Source organism: Streptomyces sp. SP17BM10 (assembly GCF_036322405.1).
In the GTDB taxonomy this organism is placed as follows: domain Bacteria; phylum Actinomycetota; class Actinomycetes; order Streptomycetales; family Streptomycetaceae; genus Kitasatospora.
Genome location: NZ_JAQYXB010000661.1, coordinates 153,323 through 173,743, shown reverse-complemented (window position 1 = coordinate 173,743; position 20,421 = coordinate 153,323). Strand labels below are relative to the sequence as shown.

The following is a 20,421-nucleotide window of genomic DNA, read 5'->3' as shown; positions in this document are numbered from 1 at the left end:
GGTCAGGGGGCCCGAGGTGTTGCCGTGATGGGGTGGGTTGGCGAAGAATCGATGCCCCGCGGAAACATCGGTGGGACGGCGGAATTCTTCCGGCGGCCACGGACTTCGGTCGGGTTCGGTCGCGATGAGGTGGGGCGATGCGGCAGCGCGGAAATGTGTTGCGCCCTGGGGCGGTTGGGGTCGGTGGGGTGGTTCTGGCGATGCTGCTCGGCGCGTGCGCGAGCGGTGGGTCGGGCGGTTCCGTGGATCGTCTCGGGACGGGTGCGCCGAGCGTCGCGCAAGTGAACCCGCTAACTCCTTCGGGTGGTTCTCCAAACGCCACGATCGCGCCGACCACCGGTCCGGAAGGATCCGCCGGGCGACTGGCCATGAACACCTATCAGGACTGGTGGCGGGCCCAGGCCGAGGCATTCGGCCGAACGGATTCGGACGGAATCGCTTTGGAGACGTACTCCTCCGGCCGGGCGCTCGCCGATACGCTCGTCGGACTGCGCCAACTCCACGACGCCAAGCTGGTCATGACCGGAGCACCGCGCAATTCCGCCGTCGTGACGTCGGTCGACCTGAAAGCCGATCCGCACACCGCCGTGATCGAGGACTGCCTCGACCTGTCCGACTGGCACCGGGTCGACGCCGCCACGAAGGCCGAACGCGAACCGGTGGGCCGGGTCGAGCGGTACGTGGCGACGGCGTCCCTGCGCTGGTTCCAAGCACGCTGGCTGATCTACGACTTCAAGCGGGAGGCGGACCGGACATGCTGAGCACCAGGAACACCGCTCGGCGCCGCGCGGCGCTCGTCCCGGTGTCGGCGGCCCTGCTGCTGATGTCGGCGGCCGTTCCGGCGATCGCGGACGAAACACCGGGCGGCGGCGCGCAGCAATGCGCCCCGAACGTGATCTGCGGCGACATCCACGGTGGGGGAGGAACGTCCACCGGCGGTGGGGGCACCGGCGGGGGCGGCGGGGGCGGGAGCAGTGGCGACGGCCCGCTGCTCTGCGGCTACCACGGGCAGGAATGGCCCTGCCACGACCCCGAGATGGGCTGGTTCAGCAACAGCGACGGCTGCTACTACACCACCGTCGACAAACCGGCCGACGACCCCGCGTGGGAGGGGCACAAACCGTCGGAGGGGTCGCTGTACCTGCCGTCGTGCCCGCAGGCCGGGGGCGGGTTCTCCCCGGGCGCGATCCGGTTCAGCGCCTCCGCGCCCGCCGCGCCGCCGCCGGACCCGCGGGCGCTCGCCCTGGAGATCCTCAAGGACAAGATGGCCTTCCCCGCCCCCGCGCCCACCGCCAGGCCGCTCGGCACGGCCGTGGTGAAGTCGCCGGTCTGGCTCTGGGTGAACGGCCACCAGGCGCCGCAGCCCGTCTCCCTGACCCTCCGGGGCGTCACCGTCACGGTCACGCCCCGGCTGAAGAACGTGGTCTGGAACTTCGGCGACAAGCTCTCGCTGACCTGCGACAAGCCCGGCACGCCGTACGAGGACGGCTACGGCGGCGCCAAGTCCCCCGACTGCGGCTACGAGTTCGCGACCGGCTCGGCCGGCGAGCCCGGCGGAGCGTTCACCGTGTCCGCCACGGCGAACTGGGTGGGCGCGGTCACCGTCACCGGTCTGAACACAAGGAACTTCGAGATCCCCATGCCGCAGACCGCCACCTTCCAGCTCAAGGTCGCCGAGGTGCAGGTCCTCAACTGACCGGCCCCGCCGACCCCGCACGCACGACCGACGAGCACGACGACACGCGAAAGGCCGGAACCCGGTGGAGAACCGTACGTACGCGACGCCGGGACCCGGCGCACCCGCAGGCGCCGGGGTGTCCGTGGCCGTTCCCGAACAGCCGCAGGGCCAGGGCGGGGGAAAGGGCAAGGGCGGCAAGGGCCGCGCCGCGCCGCACGCTCCCGCCCGCACCCTCCGGGCCCGGCGCCGCCGTCCGGCCGTGCTCGCCATGTCGATCGCGCTGATCGCCGCCGGCGGGCTCGGCGGCGCCGTCCTCTACAACAGCACCGGGCAGCGGGTCGCCGTGCTGGCGCTCGCCCGGGACGTGCCGTACGGGCAGGTGATCACCGACGACGACCTCGTGGTCGCGCGGATCGCCTCCGACCCGGCGCTGCGCCCGGTGTCCGCGCAGGACCGGTCGGGTGCGATCGGCCTGCGGGCCGCCACCGACCTCAAGCGCGGCGCGATGCTGACCAAGGGCGACCTCGCCCAGTCGCTGGCCGTGCAGCCGGGGCAGATCATCGTCGGCGTGGCGGCCCACCGCAGCCAGCTGCCCGCCTCCCGGCTCCAGCCGGGCATGCAGGTCGTGATCGTCTACACCCCCGACAACGGCCGGGCGGACTCGCTGACCGCGACGGTCATCACGGTCGGGCGCCCGGACACCGACGGCAGCGTCGTGACGGACGTCGCGGTCGGCACGGCGGACGGCTCCCGGCTGGCCCAGTGGGTCGCGAGCGGACGGATCCAGGTGCTGCTCGCGCCGCGCGCCGCCGCCGGGGACGCGCCGCCGGCCGCCGGGGCGTCCACCCCCGCCCCCGCGGCGCCCGCCTCCCCGGCCGCCGGCACACCGGCACCGGGCACTCCCGCGCCCGGGACCTCCGCCGCCGGGGCGCCGCCTGCCGCCAGCCCGTCGGCCGGCGCGAGCCGCAGCGCAGGGGCGGGTGGGGCCTGATGGCGGTGATCGCGGTGGCCGGCGGCCCCGGCGCACCCGGTGCGACCACGTCCGCGCTGGCCCTGCTGCTCGCCTGGCCGCTGGAGCCCGGCCGCCGGATCCTCCTCGTCGAGGCCGACCCGGACGGCGGCGCCGTGCTCGCGGGCGCCCTGGAGGGGCGCGTCGAAGCGGTGTACGGGCTGCGCAACCTGGCCATCGCCGACCGGCGCGGCCTGCTCGCCCAGACGCTCTGGGAACAGCTCGTCGACCTCTCCCCGGACGGCACCGCCGACCGCCTCCTGCTGCCCGGCCTCACCGACCCGAGCCAGGCGCCCGGCCTCGCCTACACCTGGGAGCCGCTCGCCGAGGTGCTGCACGGGCTCGAACAGCAGGGCTACGACGTCATCGTGGACCTCGGCCGCTCCGGCGCCACCGGCGCGAGCGCCGTCCTCGCCCGCCGGGCGGACGTCGTCGTGGCCACCGTGCGCACGACCCTGCGCGGGCTGAGCGCGGCCCGGCCCCGGCTGGCCGCGCTCGCCGAGGACCTCGCGACGGCCGGCACCGGGGCGGACGCGCTCGGGCTGCTGCTCGTCGCGGAGGGGCCGTACTCGGGGGCGGAGGTGTCGCGCGAGTTCGGCCTGCCGGTGCTCGGGCTGCTGCCGCACGCGGTGCGCACCGCGCGGGTGCTCTCCGACGGCGGGGACATCACCGACCGGCGGTTCATCCGGTCGGAACTGATGCGCACGGCCCGGTCGGCGGCGGACGAGGCGCAGCTCGCGGTGCGCCGACGGCGGCAGCGGCTGTCGCCCGCGCAGGCGGGTCCGGTCGCGACGCCGGCCCCTGCCGCCGTGGCTGCGCCATCGGGCGTCGGGAGTGAGCAACGTCCGTACGCTCAGGCGCGGTTGCAGTCGGCCGTGGAGTCGTCCGAGCGGTCCCAGGCCCAGCCGCAGTTCCATTCGCATTCGCATTCGCAGCCGCAGCCGCAGCCGCAGCCGCAGCCGCCGCCGCCGCCGTTCCCGTCCCCGCCGCAGCCGGTCGCGCCGGTGATCGTCACCGGCCCGGTGGCGCCGCTCGCCGGGCTCGCGCCGCAGCCGGCTGCGCCCGCGCCGTTCCCCGGGCAGGTTCCGGCGGCGTACGGCCACCAGGCCTACGAGCAGCAGGGCCACGGGCAGCAGGCGCAACAGCCTTACGCCCAACAGCCGTACGCCCAACAGCCTCACGCCCCACAGCAGCAGGTCCCAGAACAGCACGTCCAGGAGCCGGACCCGCACCAGGAGCAGCAGCCCCCGGTGAACGGCCGGCCCCACGGCCCCGGGGAGGTGCTCCGTGCGCGGTAGCCCCCTGCACCAGCGTCCGTCCGCCGATCCGGCCGCGCTCCCGTGGTCGGGTCCGCTGCCCGCGACCGGGCCGGTCCGTCCGCAGCCGGCGCCCGGTCAGTCGGTCCAGCCGCCCCAGCCGCCCCAGCCGTCCCAGCCGCCCGCCCAGCAGCACGCCCAACAGCCGCCGTACGCCCAGCAGTCCGCGTACGAGGCCGCGCCGGCCGGGCCCACCGCCGTCCCGTCCCAGCTGCCCTCGCTCGACCTGCGTGGCGCCGCGACCCGGCCGGCCGTCGACCCGCAGGTCGCGCGCGAGCTGAAGCGCCAGGTCGCGGCCGAACTGCACCAGCAGATCGCCCGGTTGACCTCAGGCACCGGCGCCGAGCCGGACCGCGCCACCCGCCGCCAGCGCGGCCGGGCGCTGATCGAGGAGGCCGTCGCGCGCTGGTCGGACGCCTACGCGCAGACCCACGGCATCCCGCCCACCCGCGAACAGGACCGCGCGCTCGCCGAGGCCGTCTTCGACCTGCTGTTCCGCGCGGGCCGGCTCCAGCCCTACCTGGACGACCCGGAGATCGAGAACATCCTGATCAACGGCTGCGACGACGTCTGGGTCTCGCGTGTCCACCAGCCGCTGCGCCAGGTGCCGCCGGTGGCCGACACCGACGCCGAACTCGTCGAACTGCTCCAGGACCTGGCCCGCCAGCACGGCGGCGGCGAGCGCAGCCTCTCGACGGCCAGTCCGACCCTCGCCCTGCGCCTGGAGGGCGGCATGCGCCTCCAGGCGCTCACCGAGGTCACGCCCCGCCCGTACGTCGCGATCCGCCGCCACCGGGTGGCCTCCGCGACGTTGCAGGAGATGGTCCGACTCGGCACCCTGGACAGCACGTTGGCCGCCTTCCTGGCCGCCGCCATCCGGGCCCGGAAGAACGTGATGATCACCGGCACCCAGGGCGTCGGCAAGACCAGCCTGCTGCGCGCCATGGCCGCCGAGATCCCGCCGGACGAGCGGATCGGCACCCTGGAGTCGGAGTTCGAGCTCTGGCTGCACACCCTCGGCCACCTGCGCCAGGTCGTCCCGATGGAGGCCCGCGAGGGCAACGGCGAGCGCGTGGAGGGCCGCCTGGCCGGTGAGTTGACCATCGGCGACCTCATCCCGGCGGCGCTGCGGATGACGCTCTCGCGCATCATCGTCGGGGAGGTCCGCTCCGGCGAGGTCGTGCCGATGCTGCGCGTCATGACCAACGGCGAGGGCGGCTCGATGTGCACGCTGCACGCCCGCGGCCCGCACATGGTCGTCGACCGCATCGCCGAACTCTGCCTGGAGTACGGCTCGCACATGACCGACGGCCTCGCCTACCGCCTCACCGCCAACGCGCTCGACCTGATCGTGCACGTCGCCATGGTCGACGAGACGGCCGTCGGCGGACGCCGGCACCGCTTCGTCTCACACGTCCTGGAGGTCACCGGCCTCGGCGAGAGCGGTCGGCCCGCGCTGAACACCGTGTTCGGCCCGCGCCCCGAGCTCGGCGAGCCGCGCGCCGTCCCGCACACCCCGCCGCAGTGCCTGGACGACCTGCGCCGCGCCGGCTTCGACGCCTCGCTCCTCGGAGCCCGGTACGGGAGCTGGACCTCCCAGCTCCAGCTGCGGATCGGCGGTGGTGTTCGGTGATGCTGCTCTTCGTGCTGTGCGGGCTGCTCGTCACCGGCGGCCTCGTCGCCCTGGTGGCGTGGGCCCGCGGCGGCGAACCGGCCCCGGAGACGGACGGCGACGGAGCGCACAACCCGCTCGCCACCCGGGCCCACGTGCTCTGGTACGGCGCCTCCGGCACCGCCTCCGCCCGGATGGTGCGCCTGCGCCGGATCCAGCTGCCGCTCGCGCTGATCGGCGCCGCGCTCGGCTGGCTGTTCACCGGCATCCCGCTGAGCGCCCTGCTGGTGCCGCTCGCCGTGTTCGGCCTGCCCTGGCTGTTCGACACCACCCGCTCCGACACCCACCGGATCGAACGCCTCGAGGCCCTCTCCGAGTGGACCCAGCGCATCGCCGACGTGCTGCTGCTCGGCGTCGGCCTCAACCAGGCCATCGTCACCAGCCGCCGTACCGCCCCCGCCGCCCTGGAGGAGGAGATCGGCGAGCTCGCCGCCCGCCTCCAGGCCCGCTGGCGCCCCGAGGAGGCGCTGCGCGCCTTCGCCGACAGCCTCGCCGACGCCACCGCCGACAAGGTGCTCGCCGCGCTCCTCCTGCGGGCCGGCGACAGTGGACCCGGCCTCGCCCGCGCGCTCGCCGACATGGCCGACTCGGTGCGCGAGGAGGTGCGCCAGCGCCGCGCCATCGAGGCCGACCGCTCCAAGCACCGCACCACCATCCGCTGGCTGGTCGGCATCATCACGCTGGTGATAGTGGTCGGCGCGTTCAACTCCGACTACACCCGCCCCTACACCACCGTCGTCGGGCAGGTCGTGCTCGCCGTCGTCGCCGCGCTGTTCGTCGCCATCATCGCGTGGATGCGCGCGCTCGCCTCCCACCCGCCGGTGCCCCGGCTGCTGGTCGCCGACCGGCGCAGCCGCACCGGCCGCCGCGGCGCCGCCCCCGCCCAGGACGCCCACGAGGCCCCGGAGTTGCTCGGGGAGGCCCGATGATCTCGCCGTGGTCGATCCTGGCCGGCGCCGTCGCGGCCGGCGGCGTCGCGCTGCTGATCGCCGAACTGCGCCCGGCGCCACCGGACCTGCGCCAGGCCCTGGACCGGCTGCACCGCGCCCCCGCCGACCGCCCCGAGGACCCGGACGAGCGCCCGCGCTGGTACGACCGGATCGGCGAGCGCTCCGTCGCCGTGCGCGGGGTGCGCCTGCCGCACCGCGAACTCGCCCTGATCGGCCGCACCCCGGCCCGCTTCATGGTGCACAAGCTGCTGTTCGCCGTGATCGGCCTGATGCTGCCCGCCTACCTGGCGGCGGTGTTCGCCGTCGTGGACGTCCAACTGCCCTTCGCCCTGCCGCTGGTGGCCGGACCGCTGCTGGCCGCGCTGCTCTGGTTCGTCCCGGACGCCATCGTCGCCGGCGAGGCCAAGGAGGCGCGCATCGAGTACCTGCACGGCATCGCCGCCTACCTCGAACTCGTCGCGCTCGAACGGGCCGCCGACTGCGGGCCCGCCGAGGCGCTGCGCCGGGCCGCCTCGGTCGGGCGCGGCACGGTGTTCCTGCGCATCCGCGACGCCCTCGACCGCGCCGCCACCGACCGCCTGCCGCCGTGGGCCGGCCTGGACGCGCTGGCCGGCGAACTCGGCCTCACCCCGCTCCAGGACGTCGCCGACATCATGCGGCTGTCCGGCACCGACGGCGCCGCCGTGTACGACACCCTGCGGGCCCGCGCCAAGGGCCTGCGGGGCGAACTGCTCGCCGAGGACCTGGCCCGGGCCAACGCCGACAGCGAGCGGATGGTCGCCCCGGGGTCCGCGCTGACCCTGCTGATGACCGTCCTGATCGTCTTCCCCGCGCTCCACCAGATGCTCGCCTGACGCCCGCCCGGCACCCGCCGGGCGGGTGAGCCCGCACCGCACCTCACCACACCACCGGGAGAACCCGATGACACACCTGGCCGTCCGGCTCAAGTACCTGGCCGGGCTGTTCCTGCGGCCCGTGCTCCTGCCCGTCCAGTTCGCGCTGCTGCTGTTCACCTTCCGGCTCGGCCGGCTGCGCGCCGCCAGGGCCCGCGGCGACCGCGGCGCCATCAGCATCGAGCTCGCCCTCGCCATCATCGCGCTGGTGGTCGTCGCGGGCGCCGTCGCGGCCTCGCTGGTGATCCTCCAGAAGAAGGTGTCCACCAAGGTCGAGCAGGACCCGAAGTACCCGGGCGGCGCGTCAACCTGATGACGGGCGACATGCGCCGCTCGCGCGGTGGCGGCAGGGGTGGCACTGGTGGCAGCGGCGGGAGCCGTGCCGGCGGCGACCGGGGAGCGATGAGCCTGAGCCTGGCCATCGTCTTCCCGGTGGTCCTGCTGCTCCTGCTGCTGGTCGTCCAGGCCTCGCTGTGGTGGTACGCGCGGCAGGTCGCGCTGACCGCCGCCCGCGAGGGCGTCGAGGCCGGCCGCACGCAGGGCGCCGCGGACGACAAGAGCAAGGACGCGGCGGCGCGCGCGCAGGCCGAGGACTTCCTGCACCGGCAGGGCGGCGGCTCGTACGAGGTGAGCACCGAGGGCAGCACCGCGCAACAGGTCCGGGTCACCGTCCGGTTGACCCCGACGCTGCTGATCCCCGGCCTGACCGCGCCGCACATCACCCAGTTCGCGCAGGCGCCGCGCGAGCGCTTCGTCCCGCCGGCGGCCGCGCCGTGAGCGGGCCCTGCGCGCGCTCGCGGTGGCGTCCGCGAGCGGTGCGGCGACGGCCGGACCGCGGCGGCGTGGCCATCGAGGCGGCGATCATCGCGCCGTACGTGGTCGGGCTGGTCCTGATCGCGATCGCGGCGGGGCGCCTGCAGACCACCTCCGGCACGATCGAGGCGGCGGCGCGCTCGGCCGCCCGCACGGCCTCGCTCGTCCGCAGCTTCGACGGGATGGCGGAGCCGGCCACGGAGGCGGCCCGCGACCAGCTGAAGCAGCAGGGCGTCTCCTGCGCCAACCTCTCGGTGACCGTCACCCAGGGGGAACTGGACCTGCCGGGCGGTGCCGTCGCCACCGTCAAGGTCCGGGTGGTGTGCGACGTCGGGCTGGGCGACCTGCTCGGTGGGCTCTCCGGGGTGCCCGGGACGAAGACCCTGGCCGGGGAGTTCACCTCCGTGGTGGACCGCTACCGGGGCGCGTGACAACAGGTGGGCCGGATCCGGGGATTGGGGACGGCCCGGGCGGGGGAGACGCAAGCGGAGAGCGCTCGGGCGATGACGGAACGGGGCCGGGCGGCGCCCGGTGGGGGGTCGGGGGCCGCCGGGGCCGTCGGGGGTTGTCGGGGCTCGTCGGGGCTCGGGGGTCGTTGGGCCGCCGGGGGTCGTCGAGGGCGGTCGGGGCGGGGTCGGACGGCTTGGGGGCGAACGGCTTGGGGACGAACGGGGACGAACTGCCACGAAGGGCCGGGGGGCGAGCAGCGGTGCGGAAGTCCGAGGGGGTGTGAAGGTGCGTGCACGTGAGGGAGCCGGGCTGCGCGGCCGGTCGGCCGGCCGGCTGCGGCGCCGGTCCGACCGCGGCGCGGTCTCGCTCTTCGTGGCGATCTGCGCCGTCTACCTGGTGTTCGTGATCGCCATCGTCGTCGACGTCGGTGGCCGGCTGCGGGTCGCCGAACGCACCGACGCCTACGCACAGGAGGCGGCCCGGGTCGGCGGACAGCAGCTCGACCAGGCCCTCGTCCTCCAGGGCAAGGGCATCCAGGTCAAACACGACTACGCCCAGGAGGCCGCCGACGCCTACCTGGGGCTGTACGGACTCAAGGCCGCCAAGGTCGAGTTCTCGCAGGACGGCAAGGTCGTCACCGTCACCGTGGTGAGCGACTTCCGGCCCGTCCTGCTGGGCTCCCTCGGCGAGCGGAAGGTAACGGGCAAGGGCAGTGCCACCCTCGTCCACGGAGTCGAGAAAGCGGAGACCGACTGATGGCCGCGCCACGTGCCAAGGACCAGGCCCGACCCGCCCCGGACCAGGCCCGGACCGCCCGGAGTCACAAACGGGTCCCGAAGGCCCCCGCCCGGCGCCCGCGGGGCGGGCGCGGCCGCGCCGGGGCCGTGATCACCGCGCTCGCCGCGCTGGTCACCCTGGCCGCCCTGCTGCTGGGCCTGCCCGCCCTCCTGCTCTACGGGACGCAGGCCGTCGCCGCGATGGGCGACGTCGCCCCGGACGGCATCGGCCAGGCCCTCACCGGCCCGGACGACGGGCGGCTGTTCCTGTGGCTGCTGGTCGTCGTCGGCTGGTTGGCCTGGGCCTGCTTCGCCCTCTCCGTGCTCCTGGAGGTCCCGGCGCAGCTGCGCGGGCGGATCGCCCGCCGGATCCCGGCGTTCGGCTGGAGCCAGCGGATGGCCGCCGGGCTGGTCGGCGCGGTGCTCGCGCTGCTGCCGGTGGCCGGTTCGTCCTTCGCGGCCGTGTCCGAGCGCCCCCAGGCGGCCACCACTCCGGCCCAGTTGACGCCCGGTGTGCAGCGCGCCGCCCTGCCGGCGGCGCACGCCGCGCCGGCCCTCGCGGCCGCCGCCGAGCAGCACCCCACCTACACGGTGCGCGACAGCCGGCCCGCCGACAGCCTGTGGTCCATCGCCGAGCGGCAACTGGGCTCGGGGGAGCGGTGGGTGGAGATCGCCAGACTCAACGACGGCCGGGCGATGGACGGTTCGGGCGCGCGCTTCGACGCCGAGCGGCCGATCCAGCCCGGCTGGGAGCTCCTCATGCCCGCCGACGCGAAGCCGGACGAGGCCAAGTCGCCGGCCCCGGCGCCCGGCTCGGCGCCGGCTTCGGCCTCCGCTTCGGCCTCCGCTTCGGCCCCCACGCAGACCCAGCAGGCCCCGCAGACCCCCCAGGCGGGGACGGAGCCCGCGGGCGTGGCGGGTGCCCAGGCGGCCGGCGGCCACGGGACGGTGACCGTCGAGGAAGGGGACTCCCTCTCCGCCATCGCGCAGCGCGAGTTGGGGGACGGTGACGCCTGGCCGAAGATCTTCGACGCCAACAAGGGCGTCCAGGCCCCGGACGGCGAGCGCCTGACGGACCCGGACCAGCTGGTGCCGGGCATGGTGCTCACCGTCCCCGGCGCGGCTGCCGCCCCTGCCCCCGCGCCGGCTCCTGTGCCTGCTCCGGCTCCGGCGCCCGCACCGACGCCCGACCCGGCCCCGGCCCCCGCGCAGCAGGCGCCCGCGCCGTCGGCCCCGGCCACCCAGCCGCCCGCTGCCCAGCCGCCCGCCACGCAGGCTCCCGCCGCCCAGGCCCCGGTGCCCGCGCCCACGCCCAAACAGGCCGCGCCCGCGCCCGCCGCCCACGCCGACCCGGCGCCCAGCGACGACTACTCCGTCGCCCTCGCCGCCTCCACCGTCGGCGTCCTGCTCGCCGCCATCATGATCGGCACCGTCGCCCACAAGCGCGGCGGCCAGCTGCGCGCGCGCCGCCCCAGGCACCGCATCACCATGCCCGAGGCCGAGGCCGCCTCCTTCGAGAACGAGCTCAGGGCCCGGCAGGACGACGCCGGCCTCGACCTGCTCGACCGCGCCCTGCGCACCATGGCCCGCAACACCGTCCGCGGCGGCAAGCGGCTGCCCGCGATCATCGCGGCCCGGATCACCCCCGGCCACACCGTCGAGCTCCACCTCTCCGGCCCGGCCGCGCCCATCGCGCCGTTCCGCGCCGCGCACGCCCCGAACGTGTGGTGGTGCAGCCCCGACGCCGGCGACCTCCTCAGCGCCGCCCAGGCCCGCAAGACCGCCGCCCCCTACCCGGCCCTGGTCACCCTCGGCACCGCGCCGGACGGCTCGGTCGTCCTCGCCGACCTGGAGACCGTCCGCCTCCTCCACCTCTCCGGGCACCCCGACGACGCCCGTGACGTCCTGCGCACCCTCGCCATCGAGCTCGCCCACAGCCCGCTCGCCGACCGGCTCCACCTCCACCTCGTCGACCTCGCCGAGGAGGTGCCGATCAGCGGCCCGGCCGCCGAACGCGTCCACCGCCACCCCACCCTCGAGGCCGCGCTCGCCGCCCTCGGCCCGCGCACCGCCAAGGCCCGCGCCACCCTCGTCGCCGCCGAGGCCACGAGCCCGCGCGAAGCCCGCAGCCGCGGCCAGGCCGACGAGTCCTGGACCCCGGAGATCGTGCTCTGCGCCCAGCAGCCCGGCGGCGGCATCCCCGCCGAACTCGGCCGCCTGCTCGACGCCCGGCCGCGCACCTGCGTCGCCGTGGTCACCCGCGCCCCCGAGCGCGGCACCGGCCCGGTCGCCCGCTGGACCCTCCCGACCACCGGCCAGGCCACCATCCCCGGCCTGCACCTGACCGTGGAGCTCCAGCGGCTCACCGGCGCCCAGTACGACCAGGTCACCGAACTGCTCCGGGCCGCCGACGACGCCACCCAGCACCCGGCGCCCGCGTGGACCCTGGACGGGCCCGGCAACAACGACGCCGACGACGGCTTCGATGACGACTCCGAGACGGCCGAACTGCCCGCCGCCGTGCCGGTGCTGGCCACGGTCGGCGGCCCGGCCGTGGAGGGCGCGGGCCTCGTGGGCGCGGACGCCGCCGGGGCCGGGACCGGGGCTGGGACGGGGGCCGGGGCCCGGGCGCTCACCCGGGTCATCGGCACGGGCGCGAGCCCGTTCGCGAGCACCGATCCGGCGGCGCCGACGACGGGCACCGGGCGGCACGCCGTCAACGGGCTCGGGCGCAAGGCGGTGACGGGGCAGGTGTCGCCGGTCCTGCCGCCAGTCCTGCCGCCGGTTCTTCCGGTGGGGCCGGTCGCCCCGCTCGGGCCGGTCGGGCCGGTCGGGCCGGTCGAGCAGCCGGTCGACAAGGGCCTCGGGGAGGGCGGCGGCGCGGACAGCACCCGGGACCTGCGGGTGCCGGGTCCGGCCGCCGTCGTGCTGCCGGTCCAGCCGGTCGCGCCGGAGGCCGTGGTTGCGGGGCAGGGGGTTCCGGAGCAGGTGGCTCCGGCGCCCGCCGCCGAGCCCGCTGTCCAGCCGGTCGCCGAGCCGGCCGTCGAGCCGGCCGTCGAGCCGGCCGTCGAGCCCGCGCCGACGCACGACCCGGCGCCGGCGCCCACCGGCGCGGCTCCGCGGGTGCCGGCCCGTCCGGAGGCCGGTACCGGCCCCGCCGCCACCGCCCCCGCCGCGGTCACGACCGCAGGTGCCACGGCGACCGTCGCCACGACGGCCGGACGCACCGACAGCGACGACCTCCTCGCCATCCTCCGTTCCCCGGAGGCCCACAGCGCCCGCAACGCGCCCCGGATCCGCCTGCTCGGCCCGGTCGACGTGGTCGGGGCCCTCGGCACCGTCGAGCCCGGCCACCTGCCCCGGCTCACCGAGCTCGCCGCCTACCTCGCGCTGCGCCCCGGCGCCGACCACACGGCCCTCGACCACGACCTCCACCCGGGCGCGGCCCACCTGGACCCGCACCCCACCACGGCCGCCGCCGAGAGCCCGCTGACCGGCAAGATCGCGGGCCTCGCGGCCTGGCTCGGCGCAACCCCCGAGGGCCGCGCGTTCCTGCCCACTGACACCGCCGACGGCTACTCCTACGCCCCGACCGTCACGTGCGACTGGGACGAGTTCCGCAGCCTCTACCGGCGCGGCATGCGCAGCACCAGCGCCACGGCGGACGCCGCGCTGGCCCACGCCCTGGCCCTGGTCCGGGGCGCCCCGTTCGCCGAGGCCCCGCCCGCGTCCTACGGGTGGGCCGAGGCGGAGCGCCAGGACATGATCGCCGCCATCGTCGACACCGCGCACGAGCTCGCCGCTCGCCGCCTGCAGTACGGCGACCACCGCAGCGCCGAGGCCGCCGTCTTCCGCGGCCTCGCGGTCGCCCCCGACGTCGAGCTGCTGCACCGCGACCTCTTCTACGCGTACGCCTCCGCCGGCGCCCGGGACCAGCTCCTGCGCGCCGTCAACCGGCTCGACGCCCTGAGCCGCCGCACCGGCCGCGACCTTGACGCCGACACGGTCGCTCTCCTCCGCGACCTCCTGGCCGGCTCCTGACCCCCGTTCTCCGGCGGTGGGTCCGCCCGCCGCCGGAGGGGGAGTCACGCGGTGCCCGCGCGGGCACAGTTCGATCACCGCGCCGCCGGAATCCGCACACGACGGGAGAGCGCCGCGCCGGTCCCTCGCGCGCTCCGCCAATGCGTCTGCTCGGAGCGGGAGTTGACGGACGGCGCTCGGGCCCCCGGCCCTCCGGGTCGCCGATCGGCGACCCGGCCTGGCTCGGGCCCGCCGCGATCTCGTAGGGTGGCCGAAACGGGAGTGGTGCCGAGCACCACGCAGCAAGGGCATCAGACGCCGCACGAGCGGCGGGGTGGGGCGGTGACCAGAAGATGGCGGAAACGACAGGTGTCCCGGGAGGCCCCGAACCGGCAGCGGACGCGGGGCCCCTGGACGCCGTGCCGCCGTCCCCGCGCACCCCGGGCGACGAGCACCCGCCGGGCCCGGCCGCCCTGTACGAGCCGCTGGACGTCTCGGTGCCCTCGCCTGCGCCTGCGTCCACGCCAGCGCCTGCGTCCACGCCTGCGCCTGCGTCCACGCCAGCGCCTGCGTCCACGCCAGCGCCTGCGTCCACGCCAGCGCCTGCGCCCGTGCAGGCACCGGCGATGCCGCCGACCGCACCGACCGGATGGACCCTCACCGGCATGCCCGCCGTGGGCGCCCCGGGCCCCGCGCCCGTGTCGGCCCCGGCCGTGGTGCCCACCGCGGCACCTGCCTTCGCGACGCCGCAGCCGTTCGCGGTGCCCGGCGTCGGTGGCGGCGGGCTGGGGACGGCTCCGCGCGGGCGGATCCTGGTCGTCGAGGGCGGCTACGGCAACGCCGGCCGCCGCACCTGGGGCCGTGGCGTCCCCACCCAGGCGACCGTGCTGTCCGCGATGCTCGCCGCCGTCTCGCCCCAGGTGCTGCTCGCCGCGGACGCGGTCGACGCCGTCCACCTGCCCGGCGCCAGCGACCCGCACACCGTCCTCGCCCACCTGCGCGCCGCCGCCCGCCACCCCGGGCCGCTGCTCGTCCACCTGGGCGGCCACCTGATCGCCGACAGGCGCGGCGGGCAGCTCCACCTGACCCTGCGCGACTCCAAGGCCGCGAGCATCCGCCAGGACGGCCTGCCCTGGCAGGCGATCGCCGCCGAGCTGAGCCACCGCCCGGCCGACTGGCAGACACTCGTCATCGCCGACCTCAGCGCCGACCAGAACGCCTGGCCCCTCCTTCAGCCCGGCGGTCCCGGCGCCGCCGCTCCGCTGAGCGACGGCGTCCCGCTGTGGGCCGTCGTCAGCCCGGACCCGGAGCAGGTCGGCACCTTCACCCGTGCGCTCATCGAGGCCCTGCACGGCGGCCGCCCGGGGGCGGGCGAGGTCCTCGCGCCCGAACAGCTGCGCCAGCAGGTGTATTCGGTGCTGCGCCCGGACGTGGTGATCGTCGCGACGCACGCTCCGGAGCGCCCGGTCTTCCGCAACACCGCCCGCCGCGCCGACGGGCCGGTGGCGGCGGACGCCGCGCCGGTCGAGGCCGTGCCGGCCCAGTCGCTGGCTCCGGTCCCTGCTGCGGCGCCGGATCCCGAACCCGAACCCGAGGCCATTGAGCCCGAGCCCGAGGCCATTGAGCCCGAGGCCGACGAGCCCGAAGCTTTCGTGTCCGACGCCGGCGTCACGGAGGACACCGAGGAGGACCAGGCTCCCGAGGGCACCGTCGAGGGTTTGGTGAGCCTCCGCAAGGCCGGTGTGCCGCCCACCCCGCCGCCGCCGGCCCGCCCGGTCAGCCTGCAGAAGCAACTGCCGGACGTACCGAAGACCATGACGCTCCGCGCGCTCATGCTGGCCGATGCCGATGCCGATGCCGAGGTCGAGCCTGAGGTCGAGCCCGAGGTCGAGCCCGAGGTCGAGGACATCGCCGTCGAGAACGTCACCCCGACGCCGGCGTCGGGCGTGAGGCTCGCGAAGGTCGTGCCGCCCGTCCCGTTCGCGCCCCCGGCCGTGGACGAGCCGCAGGACGCCGTCGTCGAGCCGGAGCCCGACGATGTGGCGGCTCCCGGCTTGGAGCACGAGCTCCAGCCCGAGGCCGAAGTCCTGGTGGAGGAGCCCCAGTTCGAGGGGGAGGCCCCGGTGGAGGAACCCGCTCCGCTCGACGAGCCCGCTCCGCTCGAAGAGGCACCCGAGGTTGAGCCCGAGCCCGAGGCCCAGGTCGAGCCCGAGCCCGAGCCTGAGGCCCAGGTCGAGGCCGAGGTCGAGCCCGAGGCCGAGCCGGAGGCATCGGACGAGCCCGCGGCGGAGGACCCGGCGCCCGCCCGCCCCGAGCCCCGCGCCGATTACCGCGAGACGCTCGGCCGGATCGTCCGGAGCGCGGACGCCGGGGACCACGCAGCCGCCACGGACCTCGCGTTCGCCCTCGAACTGGAGGCGATCGCCGAGCACGGCGCGGTCTCCGAGCCGGTCCTCCAGGTCCGGCAGGTCCGGGCGCACGTGTGCCGGCTGGCGGGCAAGCCGGCCGAGGCCGCGGACATCTACCGCGAGGTGGCGCTGACCCTGCTCCGCTCGCAGGGCGCCGATCACCCGGAGACCCAGCAGGCGGCCACGAACGCCGAGGCCTGCTGGCGGGCGATCAAGGACCGGACGGAGGCCATCCGGATAGCGCCGGAGATCATCGAGCTGCGCGCCTACCTCCCCGGGCCCGAGGGCCGCAAGCTCCGCGCCGCCGAGCGCTACCTCGCCCAGCTGGCGGCGCCGGGTAGCTGACCGGCGACAACCATCGGCTGACAGATAACAGCGAACAGATAACAGATTTCGAAATCTGTTATCTGTTCGCTGTTATCTGTTCGCGCCCCCCCTGTACCACGCCCCCGAACGCCACTGGGCGGGAAGCCGGCCGCCGCCGGCTTCCCGCCCAGTGCATGTGCTGTCGCTGCCGCGCAGGTCCCTGCCGGAGCTCTCTACCGGTGATCCCTACCGCGCGCAGCTACCGTGCTGCGTCCCTGCTGTGACCGCTGAAGGTCCGTCACCGGCCCGCGAGGGCGTGGACGAACTTCGTGCCGTCGATCGTGCCGAGGCCGCTGGCGAGGTCGTAGCCCTCGGTCGCGTTGTAGCCGGTGACGCCGTTCCAGCCGTTGTCACCCTCCTTGACGTCCGTGATGCCGCTCCAGTTGCTCGGGAGCAGGCTCAGGCCGTACATGCGCCAGTTGATCTGGCCGAGGCGGTAGCCGGCGGCCTGGTCGGCCATGGCGACGATGCCCGAGAACAGCGGGGTGGCCTCGCTGGTGCCACCGGTGAGGTGCCAGCCGACCGCGGTCGGGTCGTACGACTCGTACGTCCAGGCGGCGCCGTCGACGGCGGCGCTCATGCTGATGTCCGGGGTGCCGCGGTGGTTGCCGGTGACGTTGGCGACGCCGGCCTGGTACCACGGACGGTCGAAGATGCCCGAGACGCCACCGCCGCCGGCGCCCGACTTGTCGTGCCACACCTTGTCGGCCGCGGTGCGGTTGCCGTTGTCGTCCAGGGTCAGCTGGGTGCCGCCGACCGAGGTGACCAGCGGGTCCGAGGACGGCCACGAGTTGACCTTGTACGGGTACAGGTCGGTGCCGTTGGTCTGCGCGTCGGTGGCGCCGTTGTCGCCGGAGGCGGCGAGCACGGTCACGTTGTGGGCCGCGGCGGACTTGAACGCGTAGCGCAGGTCGGTCAGGGACTTGAAGTCGCCCTTGTCGTAACCCGGGAACGTGTTCTCGGTGGCGCCGAAGCTCTGCGAGATGACGTCGCCGACGCCCTTCTTGATGAGGTCCTTCTCGGCGTCCATCATCTCGGGCAGGCCGGTGGTGCCCTCGGTCTCGGCGACACCGGTCTCGACCAGGACGATGTGGGCGTCGGGGGCCATCGCGTGGGCGTACTCGACGTCCAGCGTGGTCTCGCCGGCCCAGCCGGTGTGGTCGGGGTTCTTCGGGTCGAAGACGGGGACGTTGCCCCACTTGACCACCTCGACGTTGGTGTCCTGGATGCCCCACTGCTTGTCGAAGACCTCCAGGTCGTGCTGGATGGTCGGCGAGCCGAAGGAGTCGACGATGACGATCGTGCGGCCCTTGCCGGTGATGCCCTCCTGGTACAGCGGGTTCAGGTTGTAGGCGGTCCGGTACTGCAGCGGGGAGTAGCAGTGGATGCCGATCTGGCTGACGCACTGGGTGGTGCTCAGCGGGGCCGGGCGCGTCGTCGCGAGGCGGTGTCCGGTCGAGGCGGGCTGGACGTGGACGCCGGCCAGGTCGTGCGCGGGCGCGGCGGCAGCGGCGGCGCCGACCGCCGGTACGGAGATGGTGCCGGCCGTGAGGGCGGTGGCCCCGACGGCGAGCAGAGCCAGGGCGCGGCGGAGGGAAGCGGGGCTGCCCATGGAACTCCTTGGTGGACGCAGGGCCCGACCTTGGTCCGGTCGGGTCGGTCCGGCCATCCCATCGATTGCCACATGATCATGCCATAGTCATTTCGTGTGGTGGTCGTACCAACGGCATGGTCATCTTCGGCCACGCGAAAAGGTAAAGGCCGTCCCAGGGGAAAGTAACTCCGCTGCTGGGACGGCCCGTTGACTACGCGTCGGGAAGTCGTGCCGATTTCACAGTTTTCACCGTGTTGGCCAACTTTACCAAGTTCATCGGCGCAGGGTAAGCCTTCGTCGGGTCAGCGCGCCCCGCCGTTGACGTACAGAGTCTGCCCGCTGACGTACGAGGCGTCCTCGCTCGCCAGGAACGCGACCACGGCGGCGATCTCCTCCGGCTGGCCGACCCGCCGCAGCGGGGTGCGCGCGGAGACCTCGGCCTGGTGTTCCTCGGCCGAGCTGCCGACCCGCTCGGCGGTGGCGGCGGTCATCGCGGTGGCGATGTAGCCGGGCGCGACGGCGTTGACGTTGATGTTGTACGGGCCCAGCTCGATGGCCAGGGTCGCGGTCAGCCCCTGGATGCCGGCCTTGGCGGCGGCGTAGTTGGCCTGGCCCCGGTTGCCGAGCGCCGAGCGCGAGCTGAGCGAGACGATCTTGCCGAACTTCTGCGCCACCATGTACTTCTGCGCGACGTGGCTGCAGTTGTAGGCGCTGGTCAGGTTGACCGTCAGCACCGCGTCCCAGTCGGCCTTCGGCATCTTGAAGAACAGGTTGTCCCGGGTGATCCCGGCGTTGTTGACCAGGATGTGCACGCCGCCGAGGTCGGCGGCGACCTGGGCGAACACCGCCTCGACGGCGTCGTAGTCGGCCACGTCGCAGCCGTACGCCCGCGCCGTGCCGCCCTTGGCGGTGATCTCGGCGACCGTCTGGGCCGCGCGCTCGGCCGTGAGGTCGACGACGGCGACCGTCGCGCCCTCCTCGGCCAGCCGGCGGGCCGTCGCCGCGCCGATGCCCTGCGCCGCACCGGTGACCACGGCGACCTTTCCTGCGAAACGCGACACTTCGTACTCCCTGGGGGTGAGTGCTGAGGGTGGATATGTAGACAAAGGGATGTCCGGATAAAACAAGTTCCGGACAAGACGACGTGGGAAACAGCTCGACGTCGGAAACAGCGCGACGTCAGAAGCAGCGCCACGTCCGAAACAGCGCGACGTCGGAATCAGCGCGGCTTCGGAAACGGCGCCACGTCGGAAACAGCGCGCGCCGGAACCGGCGTGGCGTCAGGCGTTCTCGACCAGCACGGCGGTGCCCTGGCCGACCCCCACGCACATCGTGGCGAGCCCGCGCCGCGCGCCGGTGCGGTGCATCCGGTGCAGCAGGGTCGTCAGGATGCGGGCGCCGGAACCGCCCAGCGGGTGGCCGAGGGCGATCGCGCCGCCGCTCGGGTTGACCCGCTCGGGGTCGATGCCCAGCCCGTCCATCGAAGCCAGCGCCTGGGCCGCGAACGCCTCGTTCAGCTCGGCCGTGTCGACGTCGGCGATCGTCCAGCCGCTGCGCCCGAGCGCCTTCCGCGTGGCGGGCACCGGGCCGATGCCCATGACGTCCGGGTGCACCCCGGCGGAGGCCCCGGCGACGTAGCGGCCGAGGGGCTCCAGGCCGAGGTCGCGCAGCGCCTCCTCGCTGACCAGGACGAGCCCGGCGGCGCCGTCGTTCATGGGCGAGGCGTTCCCGGCGGTGACGGTGCCGTCCGGGCGGAACGCGGGCTTGAGCCGGGCGAGCTTCTCCAGGCTGGTGTCCTCGCGGATGCCCTCGTCCTGGCTCACCGTCACGCCGTCCGGCCGCTCGACCGGGACCAGCTCGGCGTCGAAGTGCCCGTCCTTGCGCGCGGCGGCGGCCCGCTGGTGGCTGCGCAGCGCGAAGGCGTCCTGGCGTTCGCGGCCGATGCCGTGCCGGCCGGCGACCTCCTCGGCGGTCTCGCCCATGCTGAGCACGCCGTGCAGTTCGGCCATCCGGGGGTTGGTGAGCCGCCAGCCGAGCCGGGTGTCGAAGGTCTCGATCCGGTGCGGGAGCGCCTCGTCGGGGCGGGGGAGGACGAAGGGGGCGCGGGTCATCGACTCGCAGCCGCCGGCGAGCACGACGTCGGCCTCGCCGGAGCCGATCGCCCGCGCGGCGAGCGTGACCGCCTCCAGGCCGGAGGCGCAGAGCCGGTTGACGGTGGCGCCGGGGACGGTGTCGGGCAGGCCGGCGAGCAGGACGGCCATCCGGGCGGCGTTGCGGTTGTCCTCGCCGGCCTGGTTGGCGGCGCCCCAGTAGACGTCGTCGATGCGGGCGGGGTCGAGGGCGGGAACGTCGGCGAGCAGGGCGCGCAGCACGGTGGCCGAGAGGTCGTCCGGCCGGACCGTGGCGAGCGCTCCGCGCAGCCGGCCGATGGGTGTGCGGCGGGCGGCGGCGAAGTAGACGGGACGCACGTCGTCGG

Annotated in this window: 16 protein-coding genes; 13 read left to right on the top strand and 3 right to left on the bottom strand. The window is 75.2% G+C overall.

Annotated elements, in window-relative coordinates; all coding sequences use genetic code 11:
* Positions 1 to 188 precede the first annotated feature (188 nt).
* From PUR71_RS31480 to PUR71_RS31420, 13 genes are all read left to right on the top strand, one after another.
* Positions 189 to 761: a hypothetical protein gene (locus PUR71_RS31480; RefSeq protein WP_329930572.1), complete on the top strand. Its 573-nt coding sequence runs from the start codon at positions 189 to 191 to the stop codon at positions 759 to 761.
* Positions 755 to 1,696 carry a hypothetical protein gene (locus tag PUR71_RS31475; protein ID WP_329930571.1) on the top strand — a complete coding sequence of 314 codons (942 nt, stop codon included), beginning with the start codon at positions 755 to 757 and terminating at the stop codon, positions 1,694 to 1,696. Before PUR71_RS31480 ends, PUR71_RS31475 begins: the two co-directional genes overlap by 7 nt.
* A 118-nt stretch (positions 1,697 to 1,814) precedes the next feature.
* On the top strand, positions 1,815 to 2,669 hold the full coding sequence (locus PUR71_RS31470; protein WP_329930570.1) for an SAF domain-containing protein: 855 nt from the start codon (positions 1,815 to 1,817) through the stop codon (positions 2,667 to 2,669).
* Entirely contained in the window at positions 2,669 to 3,985 is a 1,317-nt protein-coding gene (locus PUR71_RS31465) for a hypothetical protein (RefSeq protein ID WP_329930569.1), read from the top strand. Before PUR71_RS31470 ends, PUR71_RS31465 begins: the two co-directional genes overlap by 1 nt.
* Entirely contained in the window at positions 3,975 to 5,636 is a 1,662-nt protein-coding gene (locus PUR71_RS31460; RefSeq protein WP_329930568.1) for a CpaF family protein, read from the top strand. The genes PUR71_RS31465 and PUR71_RS31460 overlap by 11 nt, the downstream gene beginning before the upstream one ends.
* Positions 5,636 to 6,604, top strand: coding sequence for a type II secretion system F family protein (locus PUR71_RS31455; protein ID WP_329930567.1), 969 nt, complete (start codon positions 5,636 to 5,638; stop codon positions 6,602 to 6,604). Before PUR71_RS31460 ends, PUR71_RS31455 begins: the two co-directional genes overlap by 1 nt.
* Positions 6,601 to 7,479, top strand: a complete 879-nt coding sequence (locus PUR71_RS31450; RefSeq protein WP_329930566.1) for a hypothetical protein — start codon at positions 6,601 to 6,603, stop codon at positions 7,477 to 7,479. The genes PUR71_RS31455 and PUR71_RS31450 overlap by 4 nt, the downstream gene beginning before the upstream one ends.
* A gap of 67 nt (positions 7,480 to 7,546) precedes the next feature.
* Complete coding sequence (locus PUR71_RS31445) at positions 7,547 to 7,831, top strand: hypothetical protein (RefSeq protein ID WP_329930565.1); 285 nt, start codon at positions 7,547 to 7,549, stop codon at positions 7,829 to 7,831.
* Positions 7,832 to 7,920: 89 nt separating this feature from the next.
* Positions 7,921 to 8,295: a TadE/TadG family type IV pilus assembly protein gene (locus tag PUR71_RS31440; protein ID WP_329930564.1), complete on the top strand. Its 375-nt coding sequence runs from the start codon at positions 7,921 to 7,923 to the stop codon at positions 8,293 to 8,295.
* Positions 8,296 to 8,360: 65 nt separating this feature from the next.
* Positions 8,361 to 8,762, top strand: coding sequence for a TadE/TadG family type IV pilus assembly protein (locus PUR71_RS31435; protein WP_329930563.1), 402 nt, complete (start codon positions 8,361 to 8,363; stop codon positions 8,760 to 8,762).
* Between the two features lie 304 nt (positions 8,763 to 9,066).
* Positions 9,067 to 9,537 carry a hypothetical protein gene (locus PUR71_RS31430; protein ID WP_329930562.1) on the top strand — a complete coding sequence of 157 codons (471 nt, stop codon included), beginning with the start codon at positions 9,067 to 9,069 and terminating at the stop codon, positions 9,535 to 9,537.
* Entirely contained in the window at positions 9,537 to 13,598 is a 4,062-nt protein-coding gene (locus PUR71_RS31425) for a LysM peptidoglycan-binding domain-containing protein (RefSeq protein WP_329930561.1), read from the top strand. Before PUR71_RS31430 ends, PUR71_RS31425 begins: the two co-directional genes overlap by 1 nt.
* A 644-nt stretch (positions 13,599 to 14,242) precedes the next feature.
* Positions 14,243 to 16,330: a hypothetical protein gene (locus PUR71_RS31420; RefSeq protein WP_329930560.1), complete on the top strand. Its 2,088-nt coding sequence runs from the start codon at positions 14,243 to 14,245 to the stop codon at positions 16,328 to 16,330.
* 259 nt (positions 16,331 to 16,589) lie between these two features.
* Here PUR71_RS31420 and PUR71_RS31415 read toward each other — a convergent pair whose 3' ends face one another.
* From PUR71_RS31415 to PUR71_RS31405, 3 genes are all read right to left on the bottom strand, one after another.
* Positions 16,590 to 17,963 carry a S53 family peptidase gene (locus PUR71_RS31415; RefSeq protein WP_329930559.1) on the bottom strand — a complete coding sequence of 458 codons (1,374 nt, stop codon included), beginning with the start codon at positions 17,961 to 17,963 and terminating at the stop codon, positions 16,590 to 16,592.
* 284 nt (positions 17,964 to 18,247) lie between these two features.
* The gene (gene fabG / locus PUR71_RS31410) at positions 18,248 to 19,006 is read right to left on the bottom strand and encodes a 3-oxoacyl-ACP reductase FabG (RefSeq protein ID WP_329930558.1); all 759 of its coding nucleotides are present in this window, start codon (positions 19,004 to 19,006) and stop codon (positions 18,248 to 18,250) included.
* A gap of 219 nt (positions 19,007 to 19,225) precedes the next feature.
* A complete protein-coding gene (locus tag PUR71_RS31405; RefSeq protein ID WP_329930557.1) occupies positions 19,226 to 20,413 on the bottom strand; it encodes a thiolase family protein in 1,188 nt (395 codons plus the stop codon).
* Positions 20,414 to 20,421: the final 8 nt, after the last annotated feature.

What these genes read in the sequence shown, in the direction of transcription:
- PUR71_RS31475 (WP_329930571.1), top strand. Translation starts at nt 755, where the DNA reads ATGCTGAGCACCAGGAACACCGCTCGGCGCCGCGCGGCGCTCGTCCCG.
- PUR71_RS31465 (WP_329930569.1), top strand. Translation starts at nt 2,669, where the DNA reads ATGGCGGTGATCGCGGTGGCCGGCGGCCCCGGCGCACCCGGTGCGACC.
- PUR71_RS31455 (WP_329930567.1), top strand. Translation starts at nt 5,636, where the DNA reads ATGCTGCTCTTCGTGCTGTGCGGGCTGCTCGTCACCGGCGGCCTCGTC.
- PUR71_RS31450 (WP_329930566.1), top strand. Translation starts at nt 6,601, where the DNA reads ATGATCTCGCCGTGGTCGATCCTGGCCGGCGCCGTCGCGGCCGGCGGC.
- PUR71_RS31445 (WP_329930565.1), top strand. Translation starts at nt 7,547, where the DNA reads ATGACACACCTGGCCGTCCGGCTCAAGTACCTGGCCGGGCTGTTCCTG.
- PUR71_RS31440 (WP_329930564.1), top strand. Translation starts at nt 7,921, where the DNA reads ATGAGCCTGAGCCTGGCCATCGTCTTCCCGGTGGTCCTGCTGCTCCTG.
- PUR71_RS31425 (WP_329930561.1), top strand. Translation starts at nt 9,537, where the DNA reads ATGGCCGCGCCACGTGCCAAGGACCAGGCCCGACCCGCCCCGGACCAG.
- PUR71_RS31420 (WP_329930560.1), top strand. Translation starts at nt 14,243, where the DNA reads ATGCCCGCCGTGGGCGCCCCGGGCCCCGCGCCCGTGTCGGCCCCGGCC.
- PUR71_RS31415 (WP_329930559.1), bottom strand. Translation starts at nt 17,963, where the DNA reads ATGGGCAGCCCCGCTTCCCTCCGCCGCGCCCTGGCTCTGCTCGCCGTC.